22 protein-coding genes are annotated in these 23,132 nt (G+C 65.9%); 16 read left to right on the forward strand and 6 right to left on the reverse strand.

The features are described from left to right. Positions 1 to 73 precede the first annotated feature (73 nt). On the reverse strand, positions 74 to 979 hold the full coding sequence (locus tag ACAW63_RS22240) for a helix-turn-helix transcriptional regulator (protein ID WP_371228872.1): 906 nt from the start codon (positions 977 to 979) through the stop codon (positions 74 to 76). A gap of 200 nt (positions 980 to 1,179) precedes the next feature. On the opposite strand from ACAW63_RS22240, the gene ACAW63_RS22245 reads away from it, so the two are divergent. From ACAW63_RS22245 to ACAW63_RS22270, 6 genes are all read left to right on the forward strand, one after another. Beyond that, positions 1,180 to 2,160 (forward strand): catalase, encoded by a 981-nt coding sequence (locus ACAW63_RS22245; protein ID WP_371228874.1) that lies wholly within the window; start codon positions 1,180 to 1,182, stop codon positions 2,158 to 2,160. A 238-nt stretch (positions 2,161 to 2,398) separates the two neighbouring features. After that, positions 2,399 to 3,415, forward strand: coding sequence for a catalase family peroxidase (locus tag ACAW63_RS22250; protein ID WP_371228877.1), 1,017 nt, complete (start codon positions 2,399 to 2,401; stop codon positions 3,413 to 3,415). 642 nt (positions 3,416 to 4,057) lie between these two features. Next, positions 4,058 to 4,186: a hypothetical protein gene (locus ACAW63_RS22255; protein WP_371228879.1), complete on the forward strand. Its 129-nt coding sequence runs from the start codon at positions 4,058 to 4,060 to the stop codon at positions 4,184 to 4,186. A gap of 97 nt (positions 4,187 to 4,283) precedes the next feature. Then, on the forward strand, positions 4,284 to 4,694 hold the full coding sequence (locus ACAW63_RS22260) for a chemotaxis protein CheY (RefSeq protein WP_371228881.1): 411 nt from the start codon (positions 4,284 to 4,286) through the stop codon (positions 4,692 to 4,694). 121 nt (positions 4,695 to 4,815) lie between these two features. Next, on the forward strand, positions 4,816 to 5,229 hold the full coding sequence (locus ACAW63_RS22265; RefSeq protein ID WP_371228884.1) for a DUF4398 domain-containing protein: 414 nt from the start codon (positions 4,816 to 4,818) through the stop codon (positions 5,227 to 5,229). A gap of 8 nt (positions 5,230 to 5,237) precedes the next feature. Then, complete coding sequence (locus ACAW63_RS22270) at positions 5,238 to 6,011, forward strand: OmpA family protein (RefSeq protein ID WP_371228885.1); 774 nt, start codon at positions 5,238 to 5,240, stop codon at positions 6,009 to 6,011. A 174-nt stretch (positions 6,012 to 6,185) separates the two neighbouring features. Here the strand turns inward: ACAW63_RS22270 and ACAW63_RS22275 are convergent, their stop codons facing one another. After that, the gene (locus ACAW63_RS22275) at positions 6,186 to 7,961 is read right to left on the reverse strand and encodes an acyl-CoA dehydrogenase C-terminal domain-containing protein (RefSeq protein ID WP_371228887.1); all 1,776 of its coding nucleotides are present in this window, start codon (positions 7,959 to 7,961) and stop codon (positions 6,186 to 6,188) included. Between the two features lie 57 nt (positions 7,962 to 8,018). Beyond that, positions 8,019 to 9,641: an acyl-CoA synthetase gene (locus tag ACAW63_RS22280; protein WP_371228890.1), complete on the reverse strand. Its 1,623-nt coding sequence runs from the start codon at positions 9,639 to 9,641 to the stop codon at positions 8,019 to 8,021. Positions 9,642 to 9,845: 204 nt separating this feature from the next. Here ACAW63_RS22280 and ACAW63_RS22285 point away from each other — a divergent pair, with 204 nt between their 5' ends. Both ACAW63_RS22285 and ACAW63_RS22290 read left to right on the forward strand, forming a co-directional pair. After that, on the forward strand, positions 9,846 to 12,092 hold the full coding sequence (locus ACAW63_RS22285; RefSeq protein WP_371228892.1) for a PAS domain S-box protein: 2,247 nt from the start codon (positions 9,846 to 9,848) through the stop codon (positions 12,090 to 12,092). 11 nt (positions 12,093 to 12,103) lie between these two features. Further along, positions 12,104 to 12,736 (forward strand): response regulator transcription factor, encoded by a 633-nt coding sequence (locus ACAW63_RS22290; protein WP_371234757.1) that lies wholly within the window; start codon positions 12,104 to 12,106, stop codon positions 12,734 to 12,736. A gap of 587 nt (positions 12,737 to 13,323) precedes the next feature. Here ACAW63_RS22290 and ycaC read toward each other — a convergent pair. From ycaC to ACAW63_RS22305, 3 genes are all read right to left on the reverse strand, one after another. Then, complete coding sequence (gene ycaC / locus ACAW63_RS22295; RefSeq protein ID WP_371228894.1) at positions 13,324 to 13,950, reverse strand: isochorismate family cysteine hydrolase YcaC; 627 nt, start codon at positions 13,948 to 13,950, stop codon at positions 13,324 to 13,326. A 54-nt stretch (positions 13,951 to 14,004) separates the two neighbouring features. Further along, positions 14,005 to 14,691 (reverse strand): hydrolase, encoded by a 687-nt coding sequence (locus tag ACAW63_RS22300; protein WP_371228897.1) that lies wholly within the window; start codon positions 14,689 to 14,691, stop codon positions 14,005 to 14,007. 102 nt (positions 14,692 to 14,793) lie between these two features. After that, positions 14,794 to 15,660: a pirin family protein gene (locus tag ACAW63_RS22305; protein WP_371228900.1), complete on the reverse strand. Its 867-nt coding sequence runs from the start codon at positions 15,658 to 15,660 to the stop codon at positions 14,794 to 14,796. Between the two features lie 100 nt (positions 15,661 to 15,760). Here ACAW63_RS22305 and ACAW63_RS22310 point away from each other — a divergent pair, with 100 nt between their 5' ends. From ACAW63_RS22310 to ACAW63_RS22345, 8 genes are all read left to right on the forward strand, one after another. After that, entirely contained in the window at positions 15,761 to 16,666 is a 906-nt protein-coding gene (locus ACAW63_RS22310; RefSeq protein ID WP_371228903.1) for a LysR family transcriptional regulator, read from the forward strand. Between the two features lie 79 nt (positions 16,667 to 16,745). Then, complete coding sequence (locus ACAW63_RS22315) at positions 16,746 to 17,429, forward strand: thermostable hemolysin (protein WP_371228906.1); 684 nt, start codon at positions 16,746 to 16,748, stop codon at positions 17,427 to 17,429. After that, the gene (locus tag ACAW63_RS22320; protein WP_371228909.1) at positions 17,419 to 18,885 is read left to right on the forward strand and encodes an AMP-binding protein; all 1,467 of its coding nucleotides are present in this window, start codon (positions 17,419 to 17,421) and stop codon (positions 18,883 to 18,885) included. Before ACAW63_RS22315 ends, ACAW63_RS22320 begins: the two co-directional genes overlap by 11 nt. An 11-nt stretch (positions 18,886 to 18,896) precedes the next feature. Further along, positions 18,897 to 19,583 (forward strand): TenA family transcriptional regulator, encoded by a 687-nt coding sequence (locus ACAW63_RS22325; protein WP_371228912.1) that lies wholly within the window; start codon positions 18,897 to 18,899, stop codon positions 19,581 to 19,583. Beyond that, entirely contained in the window at positions 19,570 to 20,370 is an 801-nt protein-coding gene (locus tag ACAW63_RS22330; RefSeq protein WP_371228915.1) for an SDR family oxidoreductase, read from the forward strand. The genes ACAW63_RS22325 and ACAW63_RS22330 overlap by 14 nt, the downstream gene beginning before the upstream one ends. After that, a complete protein-coding gene (locus ACAW63_RS22335) occupies positions 20,367 to 21,011 on the forward strand; it encodes a hypothetical protein (RefSeq protein WP_371228918.1) in 645 nt (214 codons plus the stop codon). Before ACAW63_RS22330 ends, ACAW63_RS22335 begins: the two co-directional genes overlap by 4 nt. 2 nt (positions 21,012 to 21,013) lie before the next feature. Beyond that, positions 21,014 to 21,670, forward strand: a complete 657-nt coding sequence (locus ACAW63_RS22340; RefSeq protein ID WP_371228921.1) for a response regulator — start codon at positions 21,014 to 21,016, stop codon at positions 21,668 to 21,670. Continuing rightward, complete coding sequence (locus ACAW63_RS22345; RefSeq protein WP_371228924.1) at positions 21,670 to 23,049, forward strand: ATP-binding protein; 1,380 nt, start codon at positions 21,670 to 21,672, stop codon at positions 23,047 to 23,049. The genes ACAW63_RS22340 and ACAW63_RS22345 overlap by 1 nt, the downstream gene beginning before the upstream one ends. Positions 23,050 to 23,132: the final 83 nt, after the last annotated feature.

Here is a 23,132-nt window from a genome sequence, read left to right on the forward strand (position 1 = left end):
GCGTTGGACTTATTGGCACATGGGGGCTCGGTAACACCGATCAGAAACTTCTCCGCATACGCCTAGCCATCAATCAACCCTGGGACAACCGCCAGGTCGCTGGCGAGCACCCAACGATGCGGGAGAACGCTCTCGTGAAGTGGCTCTGATCGGCGAAGCCGACCTGCGTCGCAATATCCGCCAGCGACAACTCTCTACGTCGCATCAATTGCATCGCCAAGTCGAGACGCCGCCGGATCAGCCACTGGTGCGGCGTATAGCCGGTACTGCGCTTGAACCCCCGCACCAGCGTACTGGTGGAAATGTCACAGACGTCCGCGAGCGCCTTGAGCGAGATACCTTCCCCCAGATAGGCGCTCATCAGTTCCTTGACCGCCTGCTCCTGCCACCGGGCAAGCCCATGGACCGCAGCAGTCGGTTTCAAGCTCGTACCGGGATAGGCGGTGAGCAAGTGACTGCGCAGGGCCAGCATCACATGATCAACGAAGACCTGTTCGTGCGCTGGGCCGGTACGCATGGTGTGCAGGAGTGCCAGGCCCAGGCCGTGAATCACCGGGTCGCACAGGAACTGGCCGTCGCGGCAGCCGAGTTCAACCACCTCCCTTCCGCCGAAATCTTCGCGCAGCTCGGCCAGTGCAGCACGAGGGATATAGAAGAAGAGGTCGTGGAAGGGTTCGTTCGTGTAGCACACCGGATTCCGTTGCAGGTCGAAGATGTGCATCGCCCCTCCGGCAATCGGGTTGACCGGAACCGAGCGACCGTCGAGCCAGAGTTCGTGGCGATCAATGGCGCGCAGTTGGAGCCCTACCAGGTAGGCCGACTCTGCAGGCAGAGGCGCGGAAAAACCGAATCCTGGCTGATCGCGGCGCAATTCGCTGACGGCCATGCGCAGGCCTTCGCTGCTGTTGGTCGTCAGGGTAGGCAGTTGTTCCTGGCGGAAGGCTCTCCCTAGGCTTTCGCCGTTCAGCTCATAGGCCATGACCGGGCACCTCGAGGTTGCTGCGGAAAGCGGCGCGGAAGGAGTCTGGTCGGCACTCCTGGCACCGTCAAGGCGACTGCCTTTTTCGTTCAAGGCCCGCGCCTTTCATTCAAGACAGCCGCTGGTCCGCCGCGAAAACTGCTGGGAGTTCGATAGCGCGACGCAATCGACATCACTCCCGATCCCTGCCGGAGGTCACCATGAGCCAGTCCAAACCCTCAGTGTCCAGCGACGACCAAGGTGCCGTCGTTCCCCCCGTGCATCCCGCCAGTCCCGGCGCATCCATCGATATCGTCACGGCGCTCAAGCGCAATGCGGGCAATCCGCCCGGCGCCCGCGCCAGTTTCGCCAAGGGGCACTGCATCACTGGCACCTACACGCCAACAGCCCAGGCACGGCATGTGACGATCTCGCGCAGTTTCACCGAGCCCTCGCGGTTCATCGGCCGTTTCGCCGTGGGCGGTGGCAACCCCGGAGTCAGCGACACCAATCGAACCGTGTTACGCGGCTTCAGCTTCCGCCTGGGCCCGCCGGGGCATACCAGCGACTTGCTGACCGAAAATGCGCCCGTGCATTTCGCTCGCACCGTGGAACAGATGCTCGGCTTCCTCGATGCCCGCAAGCCCGGTCCGGACGGCACGCCGGACAAGGAACGGCTCGAGGCCTTCAACGCCGCCAATCCGGAAACCCTGCACCAGGCCCAGTTCGTCGCCGGCCGCGGCCTTCCCGGCAGTTTCGTCGGCACTCCTTACTGGGCCGTGCATGCCTTCCCTGCGGACAATGGCGACGGCCGGACTCGCTTCATCAAGTTCAAGCTGGAACCGGCTTTCGGCGAAATCACCCTGCCCCAGGAGCAGGCCGACCCGCTACCGAACGACTTTCTCTTGGACGAACTGCGCCAACGCATCGCGCAGGGCACTGCACAATTCGAGCTCCTGGCCATAGTGGCTCGGGCGGGCGATCCCCTACTCGACGTGACCGCACGCTGGCCAGACGAGGATCAGCGCGAAGCCGTGCAACTCGGCACACTGGACATCACCGCACTGGAGGATGCGCAGAACTGCGATGCGGGCATCTTCGACCCCGGCAACTTGGCCGCAGGGATCGGCCGCCCCGTCGACGAGATGTTCTCAGCACGCCTATTTGCCTACGTGGTTTCACTAGATCGGCGGCGCAGTTGACCGGGCTACCAGAAGAAGTCCAAACGGGTCTTCCTGCCGACGAATAGACTAGAAATGGGCGCCGTGCTTACGGCTTTAGTTGCCCGTTTTTGGCTGTATTGGCCTTGGTTTAGGAGGTTGGGAGCCGTTCCTACAACCTGCTTTTCTTCTCCAATGGCTGCCTTCTAGAAGTGCACGTGAGAACAAAAAGCGATGAAGTTACCGCGTAGTCCAATCGTTTACAGATGAGGAAATGGTCATGCAGGTTCCCTACAAAGCTGTACTGGCCGGTGCCGTTCTTACCGGCGTGTGCCAACTCTATTCAACCTCTCTTAATGCCGCCGAAGCCGAAGCCAAACCCTACAATCCCGTCGACATGATCAGCGCCTTCGAAGACACATACGGTACCCACGCCGGGCAAAGACGCAACCACACCAAGGGGCTATGTGCCGAAGGAGAATTTGTCGGCAACAGCGATACCGCCAAATACAGTCGCTCTGCGCTTTTCAGCGGCCAGCCAATACCGGTGGTGGCTCGCTTCTCCCACAACGGAGGCAATCCCGAACAGCCTGATAATCAAAAAGGTGTGCAAGGTTTAGCGCTGGAGTTCAAGTTGCCAGGAGGCGCCCTGCAGCACATGACGATGATCAACGTACCGATCTTCGTCTCCAAGCCAGAGACCTTCTATGCCTTGACCGTCGCGCTCAAGCCGGACCCTGCAACAGGCGCTCCCAACCCGGAAGCTCTCAAGGCCTTCGTCGAAAGCCACCCCGATTTCCACGGATTGGGTGCCGCCATCGAATCCCGCAATCCTCCTGTCGGCTACGACACCACTTACTACAACAGCCTCAATGCCTTCTGGTTCGTCAACAAGGCTGATCAGAAACAACTAGTACGCTGGCATTTCGAGCCGCAGGGAGGAGTCAAAACCCTGACTGACGAGGAAATGAAGGCCACTCCTGCCGATCACCTCGCAAAGGACCTCATCGCACGCACACAAAATTCCCCGGCCAAATGGGACATGTACATCATTCTGGGCCAGCCTGGCGATTCCGAGAACGACGCCTCGATTGCCTGGCCTGAGGATCGGCAAAAGGTCAAAGTGGGCACCTTGAGCATTACCAAGGCCATGCCCCAGGCAGGCGCCGCCTGTAACTCCATCAACTTCGATCCCTTGGTGGTTGCCGACGGCATTGTGCCCACTGACGATCCCATCCTAAAGGCCCGCTCCGCTGCCTATGCCATCTCATTCGGCAAACGGATGTCTGGGCAATGATGGTCGAGGCCAAATCAAGCACGGCCACTAGGTGCATATTGCGATCTAGAAATGTGGACGGTACTTTGAACGTGACGAGGGCAATTGCTACCTGGCCGTAACAAACCCGAGACCGCTGATAGGAATCGGGATATTCCGGTCGATGATGTTCTGAAGACTGCTACGTGGCCTCGCTATTACCTCATTCCCACTTTGGCGCCGGCCTTATGGCCGGTGCCGCTTTGAGACGGTTTTAGATTATTCAGCCTAGGTCGTGTGCTTCATGCATGTCTGCTTCTGAATGGAAGCTTCCACTAATGCGAGAGCGACCCATTGCTGCCCTCAGTAAAGGGCAGCTAGTGGCCGATTTTCGCTCCATGCGACAGTCCGCTCAGGGTCGATCGCTGCCGGTGACCATGGTTCGCCCTAGATGGACGAACGGCGCTCACACATGATTGTCGATCCTGTGGTCGTGAGTCCGGTTGCGCGCGTTGTGAGGAGTATCAAGGTCGTGTTTCTTCAGTAGACGCTCAACGCCATTCCAACGAAGTTCGTGGGCGATTTCGCGCTTTGGCTGCCTAGATCAAACCGCCCCTAAGGCACACCGAACTATCCCATCATTGGCTGCGGCGCCACGCCAACCGGGCAGTACGCGCCTCGCTGGTGCCCCTCAAACGCCTGGGCTGCGAGCGCGTGCAGGGCTTTCTGCTGGGCCGGCCGCTACTGGGTGGCGAGCTGACGCAGCTGCTGCGTGGGTTGGACGAGAACGCCGGGGCTCGGCGCTTCTGCTAGGAAGCGTCCTACAAAATCGCTGGATTCGACCTACAGGAAAGCCTCTGGCCGGTCCGTAGGCTTTGCGTACGGAACAGCCCAACGAGGACACAGCCCGATGGCCAACAAGACCCTGCGCATCCTGATCGCCGAGAACCGCCATGCCCAGTCGCTGCTGGTGGAGCGGATGCTCAACCGGCTGGGCTATCACCGCGTGGCGACCGCCGCCTCGCTGGACGAGGCGCGCCTGCTGGGACGCTGCACCGGGCGCCCCTTCGACGTGCTGATCGGCAGCGCCCGGCTGTTCAACAGCGAGCCGCTGGACTGCACCTCCCTGGCCGGCGTCTACCACAGCGCGCTGGTCTACCAGAGCCAGTACCTGCCCGCCGACCCTGCGCCGCTGGCTGCCGAAGGGACCGTGGCGCGCCTGCCCGGCCCGCTGGACGCGGCCAGTCTCGGTGCCTTCATGGCACTGATCGATCCCCAGGCGCTGCACCGCCGCGAGCACCAACCCGCGCTGCATCCCTGATCACGGGCGCTTTGCCGCGCCCTTCCCCGAGTGCCGAGGAGCGCCGCCAGCGGTGGCGCTCGTCCCCGCACGCCCGCCGCGCCACCGCGCGGCATGACTGACAAGACCTTTGGAGTGACGAATGGCCAACATGACCCGAGGCGGATACGCCGCGCCGTACGGACTGCTGCTGGTGATGCTGGGCGCGCTTGGCGCCTGCTCCAGCGTGCCCCTGCCGGAAGAACAGGTACAGCTGTCGAAGAACGCGGTGAACCGAGCGGTATCCGCCGATGCCACGCGCTATGCGCCCGTGGAGATGAAGAACGCCCAGGACAAGCTGTTCCTCATGGAACGCGCCCTTGGCGAGAAGGACTACGCGCAGGCCCGCCTGCTGGCCCAGCAGGCCGAGGCGGACGCCAGTCTCGCCGAGCGCAAGGCGCGCGCCATCAAGGCCCAGCAGACGCTGCAGAGCGCCCGCCAGGGCATCGAAGTCCTGCGCCAGGAAATGCTCCAGGCGCCCGACGCCCCCGCGCTTCCCTCCGCCCAAGCCCAGTGAGGCCAGCCATGTACAAGAAACTCTCTCTCCCTGCCCTGTCGCTGCTCGCCCTGGCCCTCGCCGGCTGCGGCACTACGCCGGAAAACACCGGCCTGGTGGCCGCACGCGCCCAGTACGAGACGTTGCAGGCCAATCCCGAGGCCAGCCGCCTCGCCGCCCTGGAAACCCGCGATGCGTTCGCCGCGCTGGCCAAGGCCGAAACCCTGTCGAACCAGAACCGCAAGGACCCGGCTATCGACCAGGCCGCCTACCTCGCCAGCAGCAAGATCGCCGTGGCGGAGCAGACCATCCTGCAGCGCCAGGCCGAGGCCGGCATCCAGGGTCTGGACGCCGAGCGCACGCGGGTTCGCCTGGACGTCCGCACCCAGCAGCTCAAGGCCTTGCAGGCCCTGGACGCGAAGAAGACCGAGCGCGGCACCGTGGTCACCTTCGGCGACGTGCTGTTCGATACCGGCAAGGCCGAGCTGCGCAGTGGTGCCGTGCGCAATCTGCAGCAACTGGCCGACTACCTGCGGGAAAACCCCGAGCGCAAGGTACGCGTGGAAGGCTTCACCGACTCGGTGGGCGGCGACGCCTTCAACCAGAGCCTGTCCGAGCGCCGTGCCCAGGCGGTGGCCTTCGCCCTGCAACGTCTTGGGGTGACGCCCGAGCGCCTGGTCAGCGCCGGCTACGGGAAGAACTACCCGGTGGCAAGCAACGCCAGTGCAGAGAGCCGTCAGTTAAATCGTCGCGTGGAGGTAATCATCTCTACCGGAGATTCGCGGGTTCCACCGCGGACATAATTGGGCAGATGCCTCCCATGCAGCGGAGCTTTCGTCACTGCATGGGAGTTGAAGACAGCTGTGTCAGAGCCGATACGGCGCTTGAAGCCTGCTTGCATCGCCCGCTGGACCTGCCATCAAAAAAAAGCGTGGCCAACATTGGCGACTGGCCACGCAATCACGCTCAACTGAAATTCAGAACTGCTCGGCACGCAGCTCGAACAGACTGTCGCTGCCGGCGCGGATCGATCCGGCCAGGGACTCGGTGCGCGGCAGCAGGCGGGCGAAGTAGAAGCGCGCGGTGGCCAGCTTGCCGCAGTGGAAGTCGTCGCCCAGGCCCAGGCTGGCCTGCGCCATGCGCGCCCAGAGATAGGCATACGCGGTATAGCCGAACAGGTGCAGGTACTCCACCGAGGCGGCACCGATCTCCTGTGGCGCTCTGGCGGCGCGCTCGCGCACTTCGCGGGTGACGGATTCGAGCAGGTCCAGCGCCTCCAGCAGCGGTGATGTGAAGGCGCCCATGGCAGTACCGTCGGTTGCATCGGCGAAAGCGCGGATTTCTCCGGCGAACAGGGCGAGCGCCTGCCCGCCATCGGCGATCACCTTGCGCCCCAGCAGGTCCAGCGCCTGGATACCGTTGGTGCCTTCGTAGATCTGCGCGATGCGCACGTCGCGCACCAGCTGTTCCTGGCCCCATTCGCGGATGAAGCCGTGGCCGCCGAACACCTGCTGGCCATGGATGCAGCTTTCCAGTCCGGTGTCGGTGAAGAAGGCCTTGGCGACCGGCGTCAGCAGCGCCACCAATGACTGGGCCGACTCGCGTTCGGCAGCGTCTTCGGCGTACTTGGCGACATCCAGTTGCTGGCCGACGTAGGTGGAAAAGGCGCGGCCGCCTTCGGTCAGCGCCTTCATGGTCAGCAGCATGCGACGCACGTCGGGGTGCACGATGATCGGGTCGGCGGCCTTGTCCTTCGCCACCGGGCCGGTAGCGGCGCGGCTCTGCAGGCGCTCGCGGGCGTAGGCGACAGCGCTCTGGTAGGACATTTCGGCGCAGCCGATACCCTGGATGCCGATGGACAGGCGCTCGTAGTTCATCATGGTGAACATCGCCGCCAGCCCCTTGTTCAGCTCGCCGACCAGCCAGCCAGTGGCACCATCGAAGTTCATCACGCAGGTAGCCGAGGCCTTGATGCCCATCTTGTGCTCGACCGAGCCGCAGGAGACCGCGTTGCGCGCACCCAGCGAGCCATCGGCCTGCACCAGGAACTTGGGCACCAGGAACAGCGAGATACCCCGCGAGCCCGCCGGTGCGTCGGGCAGCTTGGCCAGCACCAGGTGGATGATGTTGTCGGTGAGGTCCTGCTCACCGCCGGTGATGAAGATCTTGGTGCCGGTGACGCGGTAGCTGCCATCGGCCTGCGGCTCGGCGCGGGTGCGGATAAGGCCCAGATCGGTGCCGGCATGGGGCTCGGTCAGGCACATGGAACCGGCCCATTCGCCGGCGTACATCTTCGGCAGATAGGTACGCTTGAGGGCTTCGCAGGCATGGGCATCCAGCGCCAGGCAGGCGCCGGCGGAGAGGGTCGAATAGAGGCTGAAGCTGGCGTTGGCGCCGTACATCATTTCCTCGAACTGCACCGAGAGCATCTTCGGCATGCCCATGCCGCCGTACTCGGGATTCCCCGCCAGCCCGACCCAGCCGCCCTCGGCGTAGGTCGCGTAGGCCTCACGGAAGCCGGTGGGCGTGCTCACCACACCGTCGGCGAAGTGCACGCCTTCCTCGTCACCGCTGCGGTTGAGCGGGGCGAGCAGGCCACCGGTGATCTTTGCCGCTTCCTCGAGGATGGCGTCGGCGGTGTCGGCGTCGATGCGTTCGGCCAGCGCCGGCAGGCGCGCCCAAAGGGCGGGCGCGTCGAACACGTCGTCGAGCAGGAAGCGCATGTCGCGCAGGGGAGCGTTGTAGTCAGGCATGGCGAACTCCGACGCTCCCCGCTGCGGGGAGCGCACGATGGCAGGCGGATGTTGGGGTCAGAGGGCGTTGGCCCAGTCGCGCAGGACGAACTTCTGGATCTTCCCGGTGGAGGTCTTGGGCAGGTCGGTGAATACCACGGTGCGCGGCACCTTGAATCCGGCCAGGTGCTCGCGGCAGAAGTTCATGATGTCCTGCGGCTCGACCGCCGCGTGCTCGACCTTGAGGGTGATGAAGGCGCAGGGCGTCTCGCCCCAGCGTTCGTCGGCGCGGGCCACCACTGCGGCCTCGAGCACGGCCGGGTGGCGATAGAGCACGCCCTCGACCTCGATGGTGGAGATGTTCTCGCCGCCGGAGATGATGATGTCCTTGAGGCGGTCGCGGATCTCCACGTAGCCGTCCGGGTGCCAGACCGCCAGGTCGCCGGTGTGGAACCAGCCGCCGGCGAAGGATTCCTCGGTGGCGGTGGGGTTCTTCAGGTAGCCCTTCATCACGGTGTTGCCGCGCATGAAGATCTCGCCGATGGTCAGGCCGTCGCGGGGCACCGGCTCCAGGGTCTTCGGGTCGGCGACCATCACACCTTCCAGGGTCGGATAACGCACGCCCTGGCGCGACTTGATGCGGGCGCGTTCGTCCAGCGACAGCTCGTCCCATTCCTCGTGCCAGGCACAGACGGTCACCGGGCCGTAGACCTCGGTCAGGCCGTAGACGTGGGTGACCTTGATGCCCATTTCCTCCACCGCTCCGATCACCTTGGCTGGCGGAGCCGCGCCGGCGACCATGGCGTGCACCGGGTGGTCGATGGCGGCCTTGGCCGACTCGGGCATATTGATCAGCGCGTTGAGCACGATGGGGGCGCCGCACATATGGGTGACCTGGTGCTCGCGGATCAGGGTGAGGATCTTCTGCGGATCGACCCGGCGCAGGCACACGTGGGTGCCGGCCAGCGCGGTAACGGTCCAGGGATAGCACCAGCCGTTGCAGTGGAACATCGGCAGGGTCCAGAGGTAGACCGGATGCTGGCCCATGGACCAGGTCATCTGATTGCCCAGCGCGTTCAGGTAGGCGCCGCGGTGGTGGTAGACCACGCCCTTGGGATTGCCGGTGGTGCCGGAGGTGTAGTTGAGGGAGATGGCGTCCCATTCGTCCTGCGGCCACTGCCAGGCGAATTCCGGATCGCCCTCGGCGAGCAGCGCCTCGTAGTCCAGCGGGCTGACGGCCTGGCCTTCGCCGTACTCGGGGTCGTCCACGTCGACCACCAGCGGTGAGTGGTCGAGCATGCCCAATGCGGCGTGGATCACGTCGTGGAATTCGCGGTCGGTGATCAGTACCTTGGCTTCGCCGTGCTGCAGCATGAAGGCGATGGCTTCGGCGTCCAGGCGTACGTTGAGGGTATTGAGTACCGCGCCGATCATCGGTACGCCGAAGTGTGCCTCGATCATCTGCGGGGTGTTGGGCAGCATCACCGCCACCGTGTCGCCGCGGCCGATGCCGCGGGCGTCGAGGGCGGAGGCCAGGCGGCGGCAGCGCTGGTAGGTTTCCTTCCAGGTGCGGCGCAGGCTGCCATGGATGATGGCGGTACGCTCGGGGTAAACGTGGGCGGTGCGTTCGATGAAGCTCAGCGGCGACAGCGCGATGTGGTTGACGGCCGCGCGCGGCAAGCCCTGTTCGAAGATCGACATGTGGACACCCTGTGGCTGATTGTTAGCTCATTGTTCTGTTGTGACCCGTGGAGCGCTGGGCAGCAGGCGGGTCTTGACCGGTGCGGCAGGCTGTCGCCCGGTCATTGCGGCGTTTTATAGCAATGTCGAATTGAATATGGAAGTTAAACCTAAGGTGTATGGTATAAGTACTATATTCATTTGAAGCGCCTTCGAGCCTTTTCCATGTCCGAACTGAATACCCTGGTGCGCCTGGTCCGCGAACAGGCGCCCGTCGCCGTGCAGGCGGATGCCCTGCAACGGCTTTGCCTCGGGCGCGAGGGCGTGGTCCGTGCGCTCTACGTCGAATGGCAACCGCGCAGCCAGAGCTTCGAAGCCCTCGCCGGCGCATCACGCCTGCCGCCAGGCAGTGGTGACCCGTTGCAGGCCAACGACCTGGCACTGGTCGGGGGCCTGGGCAAGCGTGCACGCTTGCCTCTCGGAGAACTGCTCGACGTGCCGTGCTGGCTCAGCGGCCGCCTGCGCCGCGCCGGCTGGCGCCAGGGGCTGGCGCTGGTGCTGCCGTTGCGGGCCGAGGCGGCGGGGTTGCTGCTGGTGGAAAGTGCCGGTGCGGACGCCGAGGATTGGCTCGGCTGGATCGGTGAACTGCTCGGGGAAGTGCTTGCCCTGGCTCATCAGGCGCGCCTTACTGCGCCGCTGCTCAGCGCCGATCCGCAGCCGGCGCTGGTGCTGGACGAGGCGGACGTGCTGGTGGACTGCAACCAGGCTTTGCGCCAGTTGCTCGCGGATTTCCCCGGCAGCCAGCCGAGCGACCTGCTGCCCAGCAACCACGCGCAATTGCAGCGCACCTGCCTGGAACAGGGGCGGGCGGTGCACGAGGTGACCGGCGAGCGCGAAGGCCGGCAGTTCCTCTGGACCTTCGTGCCGATGCCCGCTGAACGCCAGGTGCTGGTCCACGGCCGCGAGGTCACCGCGTCGCTGCGGGAACAGCGTGAGGCGGCCAGGGCCAGCCGTCTGTACCGGCAGATCATCGAGAACACCACCGACCTGATTTCCCGCCGCACCCTCGACGGCCGGCTGCTCGACGTCTCGCCGGCCTCCTGGACGCTGCTCGGCTACTGGCCGGAGGAGCTGCGCGGCAAGGAGCTGCTGCCGCTGCTGCACGAACAGGATCGCCAGCGGGTCGCCGAGCGTACCCGTGATGCCCTGGTGCAGGACGGCTACGTGACCCTGACCTACCGCCTGCGTCACCGCGACGGCCATTACCTGTGGTTCGAGACCGCCAGCCGCGCCATTCGCGAGACCTATACCGGCCATGTGATGGAAGTGGTCAGCGTGTCCCGCGACATCACCGCCCGGGTGCAGGCCGAGGAAGGCTTGCGACGCCTGGCCGAAGTGGTCGAGGCCAATACCGACCTGGTGCTGTTCGTCGATCCCGGCGGCCGCGTCACCTACCTCAACCCCTCGGCGCGTCGTGCCCTGGGGCTGGACGGCGAAGCGCTGCCAGCGTCCGTTGCGCAAGTGCTGGACGATGGCCTGCTGGACCTGTTGGAACGAGAAGGCTGGGAGCGCGCGCGGCGCAGCGGCGTCTGGAGCGCCGAAGGGCGCCTGCGAGGACGCGATGGCGCGCCGTTGTCGCTGGTCCTGCTGGCGCATAACGCGGCAGGCGGCGGGTGCTACTACTCGCTGGTGGCCCGTGACATGACCGAACGCGAACTGCGTGAGAACCAGCAGCGCCGGCATCAGGACGAACTGGCGCATACCGCGCGCCTGGTGACCCTGGGCGAACTGGCTTCGGGTATTGCCCACGAGATGAACCAGCCGCTGGCCGCGGTGATGAACTACGCCAGCGCCAGCCAGCGCTACCTGAAATCCCTCGACAGCCAGCCGGAAGCCGCACAGCGTGTGGCCCAGGGACTGGCGCAGATCGTCGAGCACACCGCCCACGCCTCCGAAGTGATCCGTCGCCTGCGGGCCTTCCTGCGCAAGGGGCAGCGGCGCATGCAGGCGCTGGACCTGAACCAGGTGGCGCGGGCTGCGCTGGGCCTGTGCGCCTGGGAAGCGGCCAGCGTAAAGGTGGCCATCGGCGAGGCGTTCACGGACAATCTGGCGCCCGTCTACGCCGACCGCGTGTTGCTGGAACAGGTGTTCCTCAACCTGTTGCGCAATGCCATCGAGGCCAACCGCGAGCGCCATGCCGGCGAGCCCTCGAATGTGAGCATCGGCAGCCGCCGCGACAGTGACGGGCAGCTCTGCGTCTGGGTGGAAGACGAAGGGCCGGGGGCCAGCCTGGCGGCGCTGGAGCAGATGTTCACGCCGTTCTTCACCAGCAAGCCCGAAGGCCTGGGGTTGGGGCTGTCCATGAGTCGCGGCATCGTCGAAGGCTTCGGCGGCACGCTGGAAGCCGTGGCGGCGCCTTCCGGCGGTCTGCGCCTGGAGTGCCGGCTACCGGCAGGGAAAACCGAACAATGACGGAGACAGTGATGGAAACGGCGGTGGTGTATGTGGTGGACGATGACCAGCGGATGCTCGACTCGACGGTCTGGTTGCTGGAGTCGGTCGGCCTGAAGGCGCGGCCATTCACCAGCGGCCGCGAGTTCCTCGACGCCTGCCCGAACGATGCTCACGCCTGTGTGCTGCTCGACGTGCGCATGCCCGGTCTCGGTGGTCTGGCGGTACAGGAAGAAATGCGCCGGCGCGGCCTGGAGCTGCCGGTGATCTTCGTCAGCGGCCACGCCGACGTGCCCATCGTCATCCGTGCCTTCAAGGCCGGCGCGGTGGATTTCATCGAGAAGCCCTACAACGAGCAACTGCTGCTGGACAGCGTGCAGCAGGCGCTCAGCTCCGGCGAACGCCAACATGCGTCGCGCTCAGGCCTGGGCGAACTGGAGGAACGTCTGGCGAGCCTGACGCCTCGCGAGCGTGACGTGTTCCTGCCGCTGGTGCGCGGCTACACCAGCCGCGAAGTCGCCGAGCAGCTGGAGATCAGCGTGAAGACTGTCGACCTGTACCGCGCGCGGGTGATGAAGCGCATGCAGGCCGCGACACTGCCGGACCTGGTGGGCATGGCGATCGCGGCTGGATTGGTGGACCCGCTCCGGCTTCGCCCCAGCTAGCTCGCTTCCCCGGGGTACGTTTTGCCATCCATGGATCGAGCGTCCAGACCCACGCGTGACACCGGCAGGTGGCGAGCTGAGCTGGCCGAAAGTCCTTGTGTTCGAGGTGAGAGTTGAAGGGGCCGGTTTCTGCCTGATGCCACTGGCCACTTTGGATCGGTCATTGCAGTCCTGCTGAGCGGTCGCTCCTACAGCTCGGCGCAGGCTTCGTGAATGACCGCGCTGAACAATCGGCAGAGTCTTACGGCGGTGAGACCTGATTCATTCCGTCAGCAATGTCCTGATGTTCCGTCGCAGCATTCAAGCGAAAGGTCTTAGTTCCTTTAGCCTTGCGGGCCCACAAGCGCCGTCTCCAGCCTCTTGATCGCCGTAGCACAACTGCAGTCGGACGTAGGAAACCCGGAAACACCATTCAGGACACGGTAGCTCTGTAACCACGACTCATAGGTGCAATTTGCCTCTTGCTCTCGTGTTTCTATGGTGACCGTGCGAGAAGGCCTTTGGGCATGACCCGGCGCCAGGCTGCGCGAAGAGCCGCAGGGAGCACCCCGTCCGGCCTCCGCGCGAACCTTGCCCTCCCGAGCGCGTTACTTGTTCGCGGTCAGCAGGCTGTAGCTGGTGATCAGGTTGCGGTAGTCCGGGATATGCGCGGAGAACAGCGCGGCCAGGCCCTCGATGTCGTTGCGCCAGTCGCGGTGCAGCTCGCAGGCCACGCCGAACCAGGTCATCAGCTGCGCACCGGCGGCTTCCATGCGGCGCCAGGCGGCGTCACGGGTGACTTCGTTGAAGGTGCCCGAAGCATCCGCCACCACGAACACGTCGAAGCCCTCTTCCAGCGCCGACAGCGCCGGGAAGGCCACGCAGACTTCGGTCACCACGCCGGCGATGATCAGCTGTTTCTTGCCGGTGGCCTTGACCGCCTTGACGAAGTCCTCGTTGTCCCAGGCATTGATGTTGCCCGGACGGGCGATGTAGGGCGCGTCGGGGAACAGGTCTTTCAGCTCCGGCACCAGCGGGCCGTTGGGGCCGGTTTCGAAGCTGGTGGTGAGGATGGTCGGCAGCTTGAAGTACTTGGCCAGGTCGGCCAGGGCCAGGACGTTGTTCTTGAACTTGTCCGGTTCGATGTCGCGTACCAGCGAGAGCAGACCGGCCTGGTGATCGACCAGCAGTACGGCGGCCTGGGACTTGTCGAGACGGACGTAAGGCTTGCTCATGGCGTTTCCTCGTTTGCAGGTGGAAAGCCCGGCACGGGGCCGGGCTGGGGTGAGTCAGCGTTGCGAGTCCAGTACTTCGTGCTCGGTCACTACCTGCTGCGCCTTGGTGTAGCTTTCGATCAGCAGACGGTAGTGAGGGAAGATTAGGCTATAGGCCTCGGCCCATTGGGCGGCGTCCGGACGATTCCAGGTGCGCTGGATTTCCGAGGCGACCGCGGCGGTGTCCATCGGTACCACGCCGGCCTGTACCACGCGGGCCAGGGTGATTTCCTGGGCCATCTTCGAATAGGTGCCGGAGGCGTCGATCACGGCAAATACCCGATAGCCGGCGTTGACCGCGCTGATGCTGGGGAAGGCCATGCACACGCTGGTGATGGTGCCGGCGATGACCAGGGTCTTCTTGCCGGTCTTCTCCACGGCGGCGACGAACTCGGGGTTGTCCCAGGCGTTGATCTCGCCTTTGCGCGCTACGTACTGGGCATGCGGCGCGGCTTCGTGGATTTCCGGGATCAGCGGGCCGTTGGGGCCCTGCGGCACCGAGGCGGTGGTGATGACCGGGATCTTGGCCAGGGTGGCGATCCGCGCCAGGGTGATGGCGTTGTTGCGCAACTCGGTCATGGGCATGTCCTTGACCGTCTGGAACAGGCCGCTCTGGTGGTCGATGAGCAGCATGGCGGTGTCGTCGGGATCGATCACCGGACGCTGACCGTTGAAGTTGGCGATCTGAGAGAAGTTGCTCATGGTGGTTCTCCTCGTAAGGGCCGTATCGGCCCACGCTGACCCACGCACTTCGGCGTGGGCGTTGATCCAGACTAGGCACCCGCCAAGTCCGGGTTGTGACAGTCAGCGACTCAGTTGGCCGAAGCGGCCTTCGCGGAAGTCGTCGATGGCCTCGCCGATTTCGCGGTCGCTGTTCATCACGAAGGGGCCGTAGCCAACGATCGGCTCGTTCAGCGGCTCGCCGCTGAGCAGCAGGACCAGGGCGTCGCTGTCGGCTTGCAGCGGCAGGCTGTCGCCGCGCCGGTCGAACAGCGCCAGTTGCCCTTCGCGCAGGCTTTCACCGCTGCCCAGGCTGAGGTTGCCGCGCAGGACCACCAGGGCGGTGTTGCGCCCCGGGATGACCCGCAGGTCCAGCGTGTGGCCCGCCTTCAGACGCATGTCCCAGACATCCAGCGGGCTGAAGGTGTGGGCCGGCCCCGCCGCGTTGCCGTAGCGGCCGGCGATCACCCGCAGGGTGCCGGCGCCTTCGGGCAGCTGGATCTGCGGGATGTCCGCCGCCAGCAGCGTCTGGTAGGCCGGCGCGGTGCGTTTGTCGCGCGCCGGCAGGTTCACCCAGAGCTGCGCCATGTGCAGCGTGCCGCCGCTGCGGCTGAAGTCCGGCGAATGGAATTCCTCGTGGAGGATGCCGTCGCCGGCGGTCATCCACTGCACGTCGCCGGGGCCGATGCGCCCGCCGCCGCCGCTGGAATCGCGGTGCTCCAGTTCGCCCTGGTAGACGATGGTCACCGTCTCGAAGCCGCGGTGCGGGTGCTGGCCGACGCCGCGTGGGCTGTCGCTGGGAGTGAAGTCATGCGGGCCGGCATGGTCCAGCAGCAGGAAGGGGCTCAGGTGCTCGCCCAGGTTGTCGTAGGAGAACAGCGAGCGAACCGGGAAACCATCGCCGACCCAGTGCGGTCGGGGTGCGCTGTAGATACCGAGAATCTGTTTCATGGGGTGCCTCCTGTAGTGCATGGAGACACGATAAATCTGCAACACTGAGACCAGTAGACGGCGATAATTCACCTCAGAGTTCCATCTGGAGAACACTGCAATGGAAGACCTCAACGATCTCTTTTACTTCGCCCAGGTGGTCGAGCACGGCGGTTTCGCCCCCGCCGGACGCGCCCTGGACCAGCCCAAGTCGAAGCTCAGCCGGCGCATCGCCTCGCTGGAAGAGCGCCTGGGCGTACGCCTGATCCAGCGCTCCACCCGGCATTTCTCGGTGACCGAGATCGGCCAGGAGTACTACCGCCACTGCCTGGCGATGCTGGTGGAAGCCGAGGGTGCGGCCGAGGTGATCGAGCGCCACCGCTCCGAGCCGCAGGGCGTGGTGCGGCTGAGTTGCCCCATCGCTCTGCTGAACTTCTGGGTCGGCCCGATGCTGGCGCGCTTCATGGTCGAGCACCCGCTGGTGGCGCTGCACGTGGAGGCCACCAACCGCCAGGTGGACCTGATCCAGGAAGGCATCGACGTCGCCCTGCGGGTGCGCTTCCCACCGCTGGAAAGCACTGACCTGGTGATGAAGGTGCTGGGCGAGAGCGGCCAGCGCGTGGTGGGTGCACCGTCGCTGCGCGAGCGACTGACGGCGCGACCGATCCCCGCCGACGTGGCGGCGTTGCCCACGTTGCACTGGGGCTCGGCGCAGCGCGAATACCACTGGCAACTGGACGGACCCAAGGGCGCCAGCGCCCAGGTGCGCCACCATCCGCGGCTGGTCACCGACGACCTGATGGCGCTGCGCCAGGCCGCGCTGGCCGGGGTCGGCGCGGTGCACTTGCCGGCGGTGGTGGTGTGCGAGGACCTCAACAACGGCAGCCTGGTCAACCTGCTGCCCGACTGGGCGCCACGCACCGGGGTGGTCCATGCGGTGTTTCCCTCGCGGCGTGGGCTGCTGCCATCGGTAAGGGCACTGCTGGACTTTCTTGCCGAGGAGTTCGCGCACAGCGACATGGCCTGAGCGGCGCGCCTCTTAAGACTGCATTCAGATTCGCGGCAAATACTCCCCCCAACGAATTATCACCATCGTGGGGGGAGTCATGACGCAATCCGAATGGGAGTCGTTGTTTCCGTTCCGTTTCGGGCCGCGCGGCACGCACCTGGCGAGCCTGTGCCTGATCGGCCGGGACGATCCGCAGCGACACGAGATCGAAGCCTTCGTGCATGAGCGCTTCGACCGCGTCCACCATGCCGACGTGCACCACTACCTGCCCGAGCTGCTCAGCCTGCGCGACCGCCACGGTGCACTGGTGGCGGTGGCCGGCATCCGACTGGCACTGGAGGAACCGCTGTTCCTCGAACGCTACCTGGATGAGCCGCTGGAGGAACCGGTATCGCGCATCGCCGGTTACGCCGTGCCGCGCCAGGAACTGGTGGAAGTGGGCAATCTGGCCGCCCGTAATGCCGGCAGCGCACGCCTGATCATCGCCGCAGTGACCTGGCTGCTGGCCGCCCGCGGGCTACGCTGGGTCGCGTTCACCGGCGCGGCGACACTGATCAACAGTTTCCATCGCCTGGGCCTGGAGCCGACGGTACTGGCGACGGCCGACCCGACGCGGCTGAATGGCGAAATGGCCGACTGGGGCAATTACTACGACCAGCATCCCCAGGTGTTCACCGGCAGCATCCGCTACGGCCATGAGCAGCTCGAGAACAGCGGGGCCTACCAGCGCCTGGGCTTCCCGGTGCTGCTCTACCGCGCGAGGCACGAACATGCGGCCTGAGCTGGAAGACTTCCTGCATCATCTGCGCCACCACGCCCGCGACCATGGCGAGCGTCTGGCACTGCGTGGCGCGACCCAGCGCTACAGCTACGCGCAGATGCTGGAGGCCGTGGAGCAACGCGCCGCGCATCTCGCCGCGCAACCCAGCGGTGCCTTTGCCCTGGCCCTGGACAATGGCCCGGAGGCGCTGATCTGGGACCTGGCCGCGTTATTCAGTGAACGCCCCTGTCTGATCCTGCCGCCCTTCTTCAGCCCCTCCCAGCGCGCCCATTGCCTGATGCAGAGCCAGGCCAGCCTGGCCCTGGTGGAGCCCACCATGGAGGACGAGCTGCGCAACAACGGTTTCAGCCGTGGCGAGACCTTCTGGTACCGCCCCGCCGTGGTGGACGCCGGCCTGCCCCTGGGGACGGCGAAGATCACCTACACCTCCGGCAGCACCGGCGCGCCCAAGGGCGTGTGCCTGGATGCCGGCGCCATGCTGCGCGTCGCGCGCGAGCTGGAAGCCGCCAGCCGGCCCGCCGAGCCCAGCCGCTACCTGGCCATCCTGCCGCTGGCGGTGCTGCTGGAAAACCTCGGCCTGTATGCCGCCCTGTGCGCCGGCGCCACGCTGACCCTGCTGCCCAGCGAGCAGATAGGCCTGGCCGGATCGAGCAGCGTGGACTGGAAGCGGCTGCTCGGTGCCATCGCCCTGAGCGGTGCGCAAAGCCTGATCCTGGTGCCGCAGTTGCTGCTCGGCCTGGTCACTGCCATCGAGCGCGGCGTGATGCGCGTCGGCCCGCTGAAGTTCGTCGCCGTGGGCGGCGCACGGGTGGCGCCCTCCCTGCTGCAGCGCGCCGCCGCCGTCGGTCTGCCGGTGTTCGAAGGCTATGGGCTTTCCGAGTGCGCCTCGGTGGTCTGCCTGAACCGCCCCGGCGCAGTGCGGCCGGGCAGCGTCGGCCGTCCCCTGCCCCACGTGCAGGTGAAGCTGGCCGACGACGGCGAGGTACTGGTCAGCGGCTCGGCCCTGCTCGGCTACCTTGGCGAGCCGCCGCACCTCGGACAGTGGTGGCCCACCGGCGACATCGGCCGCTTCGACGACGACGGCTACCTGTACCTCGCCGGCCGCAAGAAGAACCAGTTCATCACCAGCTTCGGTCGCAACGTCAATCCGGAATGGATCGAAGCCGAGCTGACGCAGAATGGCGTGGTGCTCCAGGCCTTCGTCCATGGCGAAGGCCTGCACCAGAACCTGGCGCTGCTCTGGCCGGTGGACCCGGCCTGCACCGACCAGGCGCTGGAGCAGGCGGTGCGCCAGTGCAACGAGCTGCTGCCGGACTACGCCCGCGTGCACCGCTGGGCGCGTCTGCCCGAACCCTTCAGCAGCGCCAGCGGCCTGCTCACCGCCAACGGCCGCCCGCGCCGGGCGGCCATCCTTGAGCGATACCGCGAAGCCCTTTCCGAAATGGTCACTGAGTGAGGTAGTGCCCCATGCCCTTCTTCGACACCCTGCAATCCGCCACGGCCCAGGAGCGCGAGGCGCTGTTCAGCGTCCCGGTGATCCGCGAGGCACTGTCCGGAACCGTCAGCCTGGAGGGCTACATCGCCTTCCTGGGCCAGGCCTACCACCACGTTCGCCACACCGTGCCGCTGATGATGGCCTGCGGCGCGCGCCTGCCCTCGCACCTGGAGTGGCTGCGCGGCGCGGTGTGCGAGTACATCGACGACGAATACGGCCACGAACGCTGGATTCTCGATGACATCACCGCCTGTGGAGGGGACGCGGAGGCGGTACGAACCGGTCGCCCGTCGCTGGCCATCGAGCTGATGGTGGCGTTTCTTTATGACCTCATCCAGCGCGGCAATCCGGTGGGACTGTTCGGCATGGTCAACGTGCTCGAAGGCACCAGCATCGCCCTGGCCACCCAGGCCGCCGGCACCATTGCCCGTAGCCTGGGCCTGCCCCGGGAAGCCTTCAGCTACCTGAGTTCCCACGGCGCGCTGGACCAGGACCACATGCAGACCTACCGCCGCTTGATGAACCGCCTGGAGGACCCGGCCGACCAGGAAGCGGTAATCCACTCGGCAAAGGTCGTCTACCGCCTGTATGCCGACATGTTCCGTGGCCTGCCCCGTGCCCTGGCACAGCAGGACGAGGTGCAGCATGCGCTTGTCTGAGTGCCGTGTGGTACTCACCGGCGCCAGTGGCGGCATCGGCCTGCAACTGGCCGAACAGCTCTGCGCGGCCGGCGCCCAGGTCCTGGCGGTCAGCCGCCACGCCGGGGCCCTGGACGAGCTGATGCGGCGCTACCCGGAACGTCTGCGCTGGCAGGCCGCCGACCTGCGCAATGGCTCCGATCGCCAGGCCCTGCTGGAGGGCGTACGACGCCTCGGCGGGATCAACCTGCTGATCAACGCCGCCGGGGTCAACCAGTTCGCCATGCTCGACCAGTTGGAAGAGTCGCGGCTGGACGACATGATCGAGCTGAACATCGCCGCCACCCTGCATCTCACCCGCCTGTTGCTGCCGATCCTGCGCGAGCAGCACCATGCACTGGTGGTCAATGTCGGCTCCATCTACGGCTCCATCGGCTATCCGGGCTATGCGGTCTACTGCGCCACCAAGTTCGCCCTGCGCGGCTTCTCCGAGGCCTTGCGCCGCGAACTGGCGGACACCTCGGTGGACGTGCTCTACGTCGCCCCGCGCGCCACCCGCACCAGCATGAACAGCGCGGCGGCGATGGCGCTCAACGAAGCGCTGAAGGCCAGCACCGACGATCCTCGCGACGTCGCCCGTTCCGTGCTCGCGGCCATCGAAGGCAGGCGCAGCGAGCTGTACCTGGGATGGCCGGAAAAACTCTTCGTGCGCATCAACGGCATGCTGCCCGGCATCGTCGACCGCGCGCTGCGCAAGCAACTGCCGCTGATCCGCCGCCACAGCCGCCATGAGGAGCAATCCCGATGAAACACATACTGGCCTTCGCCGCCCTGCTGCTGGCCGCGCCGCTGAGCTGGGCGCTCGACCCCGCCGCAGCCCAGCGCCTGGCGGACATCCAGCAACGCTGGGCGCAGATCCAGTACCGTACGCCGGAAACCCAGCGCGCCGCCGCCTTCGAGAAACTGGCAACGGACAGCCAGCGTTTCACCCAGGAATCGCCACAGGCCGCCGAAGCCTGGATCTGGAACGGCATCGTCAGCAGCAGCTGGGCCGGCGCCACCGGCGGCCTGGGGGCGCTGAGCAAAGTGAAGGACGCCCGCGCCAGCCTGGAAAAAGCCCTGGCGCTGGACCCGAGCGCACTGCAGGGCTCGGCCTACACCAGCCTCGGTGCACTCTATGATCGTGTCCCGGGCTGGCCGATCGGCTTCGGCGATAGCGACAAGGCGGCCGAGATGTTGCTCAAGGCCCTGCAGCTGAACCCGAACGGCATCGACCCGCTGTACTTCTGGGGCGATCACCTGTTCCGCGAAAAACGCTACGGCGAAGCCCGCGCGGCACTGCAGAAAGCCCTGCAGGCGCCCCCGCGCCCAGGTCGCGAAGTGGCCGATCAGGGACGACGCTCCGAGATCGATGCTTTACTCAGGGAAATCCAGGCAAAACAGGACTGAGCATGCGTTTGCTGTTGGTGGAGGATGACCAGGCCCTGGGCGAAGGCGTACGCACCGGTCTGCGCCAGGAGGGCTACACCATCGACTGGTTGCAGGATGGCGCCAGCGCGTTGCACGCCTTGCAGACCGAGGAGTTCGACCTGGTGGTGCTCGACCTCGGGCTGCCCAGGCTCGACGGCCTGCAGGTGCTCGGCCGCCTGCGCGCCTCCGGCTCGACGGTCCCGGTGCTCATCCTCACCGCCCGCGACGCAACCGACGACCGCATCGCCGGGCTGGACGCGGGTGCCGACGACTATCTGGTAAAGCCCTTCGACCTCGACGAACTGCGGGCCCGCCTGCGCGCGCTGCTGCGCCGCAGCAGCGGCCGGGCAAGGGTGCTGATCGAGCATGCCGGGGTCAGCCTCGACCCCTCCACCCAGCAGGTCCACTTCCAGGGCCAGCTCGTGGTGCTCACGCCCAAGGAGTACCAGCTGCTGCACGAACTGCTGGCCCAACCGGGCAAGGTCTTCACCCGCGACCGCCTGACCCAGTTGCTCTATGGCTGGGATGAAAGCGCCGAAAGCAACACCCTGGAAGTGCACATCTCGCACCTGCGCAAGAAGCTGTTCAGCGGCCTGATCCGCACGGTGCGCGGCATCGGTTATCTGGTGGAAGCCTGATGCGCTCGTTGCGCAGCCGCACGCTGTGGCGGGTGATGCTCCTGTTGCTGGCAGGCACCGGTCTGCTGGCGCTGTACAACTACCATGACAGCAGCCACGAGATCGCCGAAATCTACGACGCCCACCTGGCGCAGAACGCCCGTCTGCTGCAGGGTGTGATGAGCCTGCCGCTGGCCGGTACCGAGCGACAGACGCTTTACCGCGCGTTCAATGAAGCCCTGAGCCAGTCCGGCGAGGGGCGTCCAGGCCACCCTTACGAAAACAAACTGGCGTTCGCCGTCTGGAGCGATGACGGCGAGCTGCATGTGCGTTCCCCCAGCGCGCCGTCGTTCGATAAGCCCCCCCAGGCTCCCGGCTTCAGCAACGAGACCCGCGACGCTCAGCAATGGCGAAGCTTCGTGCTTCCAGTGCAGGCGCAGAAGCTGGTGATCTGGGTCGGCGAGCGTTACGACGTGCGCGACGACCTGGTCGGCCGCATCGTGCGCCATACGCTGATGCCCTACCTGGCCGGCAGCCTGGCGCTGGCGCTGCTGGTCTGGCTGGCCATCGGCTGGGGACTGGAGCCTTTGCAGAACATGGCGCGGGTGATCCGCGGCCGGCACCCCGACTCGCTGGAGCCCCTGCAACTGGTACCGTTGCCGCGCGAGCTGGAACCGATGCAGGCGGCCCTCAACCGCCTGCTCAGCCAGGTGGAATCCCTGCTTCAGCGCGAACACCGCTTCATCGCCGACGCCGCCCATGAGATGCGCACGCCCCTGGCGGTCCTGCGCCTGCACGCACAGAACGCCGCACAGGCGGACAACGAACAGGAGCGCCAGCAGGCGCTGGGCTTCCTGATCGACGGGGTCGACCGCCTCAGCCGCGTGGTCAACCAGTTGCTGACCCTGGCGCGCCTGGAGCCGGCGTCCAACCGCAGCCACTGGAAAGCGCTGGATGTACAGGCGCTGGTCACCGACAGCCTCGCCGAACTGACGCCCTGGATGCTGCGCCAGCAGGTCGAACCGGACCTGGAGATCGCCAGCGGCGACTACCTCACACGAAGCGATCGCGGCGCGCTGGAAGTCGTCCTGCAGAATCTGGTCAGCAACGCGGTGAACTTCTCCCCCGCCGGCGCCAGTGTGCGCGTCGCCCTCGAACGCCAGGGCGGCGACCTGCTGCTGACCGTGCAGGACAGCGGTCCGGGGATCGAAGAAGCCCGGCTGGAGCGGGCTTTCGAACGCTTCTACAGCGAAGGCAACCCCAACGGGGCCGGCCTGGGCCTGTCCATCGTGAGCCGGGCGGTGCAGCGCCTGGGCGGCGACGTGCAGCTGAGCAACCGTCCCGAGGGCGGCCTCCAGGCACGCGTACGCCTCCCCGTACTGGTTGAATCCCAACCCTGATCTTCATCCCGAGTCGAGATCATTCTCCTAACTCATTCGGCCTATGGAGATTTTCTCCCGACGTCTTATGCTTACGGAAAAAC

It is taken from the genome of Pseudomonas sp. QE6, from assembly GCF_041379005.1.
Lineage (GTDB): Bacteria > Pseudomonadota > Gammaproteobacteria > Pseudomonadales > Pseudomonadaceae > Pseudomonas.

Excerpts from the sequence above, each read along its gene's own strand:
- ACAW63_RS22300 (WP_371228897.1), bottom strand. The coding sequence starts at position 14,691 with ATGAGCAACTTCTCTCAGATCGCCAACTTCAACGGTCAGCGTCCGGTG.
- ACAW63_RS22340 (WP_371228921.1), top strand. The coding sequence starts at position 21,014 with ATGCGTTTGCTGTTGGTGGAGGATGACCAGGCCCTGGGCGAAGGCGTA.
- ACAW63_RS22330 (WP_371228915.1), top strand. The coding sequence starts at position 19,570 with ATGCGCTTGTCTGAGTGCCGTGTGGTACTCACCGGCGCCAGTGGCGGC.
- ACAW63_RS22240 (WP_371228872.1), bottom strand. The coding sequence starts at position 979 with ATGGCCTATGAGCTGAACGGCGAAAGCCTAGGGAGAGCCTTCCGCCAG.
- ACAW63_RS22290 (WP_371234757.1), top strand. The coding sequence starts at position 12,104 with ATGGAAACGGCGGTGGTGTATGTGGTGGACGATGACCAGCGGATGCTC.
- ACAW63_RS22335 (WP_371228918.1), top strand. The coding sequence starts at position 20,367 with ATGAAACACATACTGGCCTTCGCCGCCCTGCTGCTGGCCGCGCCGCTG.
- ACAW63_RS22285 (WP_371228892.1), top strand. The coding sequence starts at position 9,846 with ATGTCCGAACTGAATACCCTGGTGCGCCTGGTCCGCGAACAGGCGCCC.
- ACAW63_RS22280 (WP_371228890.1), bottom strand. The coding sequence starts at position 9,641 with ATGTCGATCTTCGAACAGGGCTTGCCGCGCGCGGCCGTCAACCACATC.
- ycaC (WP_371228894.1), bottom strand. The coding sequence starts at position 13,950 with ATGAGCAAGCCTTACGTCCGTCTCGACAAGTCCCAGGCCGCCGTACTG.
- ACAW63_RS22310 (WP_371228903.1), top strand. The coding sequence starts at position 15,761 with ATGGAAGACCTCAACGATCTCTTTTACTTCGCCCAGGTGGTCGAGCAC.
- ACAW63_RS22260 (WP_371228881.1), top strand. The coding sequence starts at position 4,284 with ATGGCCAACAAGACCCTGCGCATCCTGATCGCCGAGAACCGCCATGCC.
- ACAW63_RS22275 (WP_371228887.1), bottom strand. The coding sequence starts at position 7,961 with ATGCCTGACTACAACGCTCCCCTGCGCGACATGCGCTTCCTGCTCGAC.
- ACAW63_RS22325 (WP_371228912.1), top strand. The coding sequence starts at position 18,897 with ATGCCCTTCTTCGACACCCTGCAATCCGCCACGGCCCAGGAGCGCGAG.
- ACAW63_RS22265 (WP_371228884.1), top strand. The coding sequence starts at position 4,816 with ATGGCCAACATGACCCGAGGCGGATACGCCGCGCCGTACGGACTGCTG.
- ACAW63_RS22250 (WP_371228877.1), top strand. The coding sequence starts at position 2,399 with ATGCAGGTTCCCTACAAAGCTGTACTGGCCGGTGCCGTTCTTACCGGC.
- ACAW63_RS22315 (WP_371228906.1), top strand. The coding sequence starts at position 16,746 with ATGACGCAATCCGAATGGGAGTCGTTGTTTCCGTTCCGTTTCGGGCCG.
- ACAW63_RS22305 (WP_371228900.1), bottom strand. The coding sequence starts at position 15,660 with ATGAAACAGATTCTCGGTATCTACAGCGCACCCCGACCGCACTGGGTC.
- ACAW63_RS22270 (WP_371228885.1), top strand. The coding sequence starts at position 5,238 with ATGTACAAGAAACTCTCTCTCCCTGCCCTGTCGCTGCTCGCCCTGGCC.
- ACAW63_RS22345 (WP_371228924.1), top strand. The coding sequence starts at position 21,670 with ATGCGCTCGTTGCGCAGCCGCACGCTGTGGCGGGTGATGCTCCTGTTG.
- ACAW63_RS22320 (WP_371228909.1), top strand. The coding sequence starts at position 17,419 with ATGCGGCCTGAGCTGGAAGACTTCCTGCATCATCTGCGCCACCACGCC.
- ACAW63_RS22245 (WP_371228874.1), top strand. The coding sequence starts at position 1,180 with ATGAGCCAGTCCAAACCCTCAGTGTCCAGCGACGACCAAGGTGCCGTC.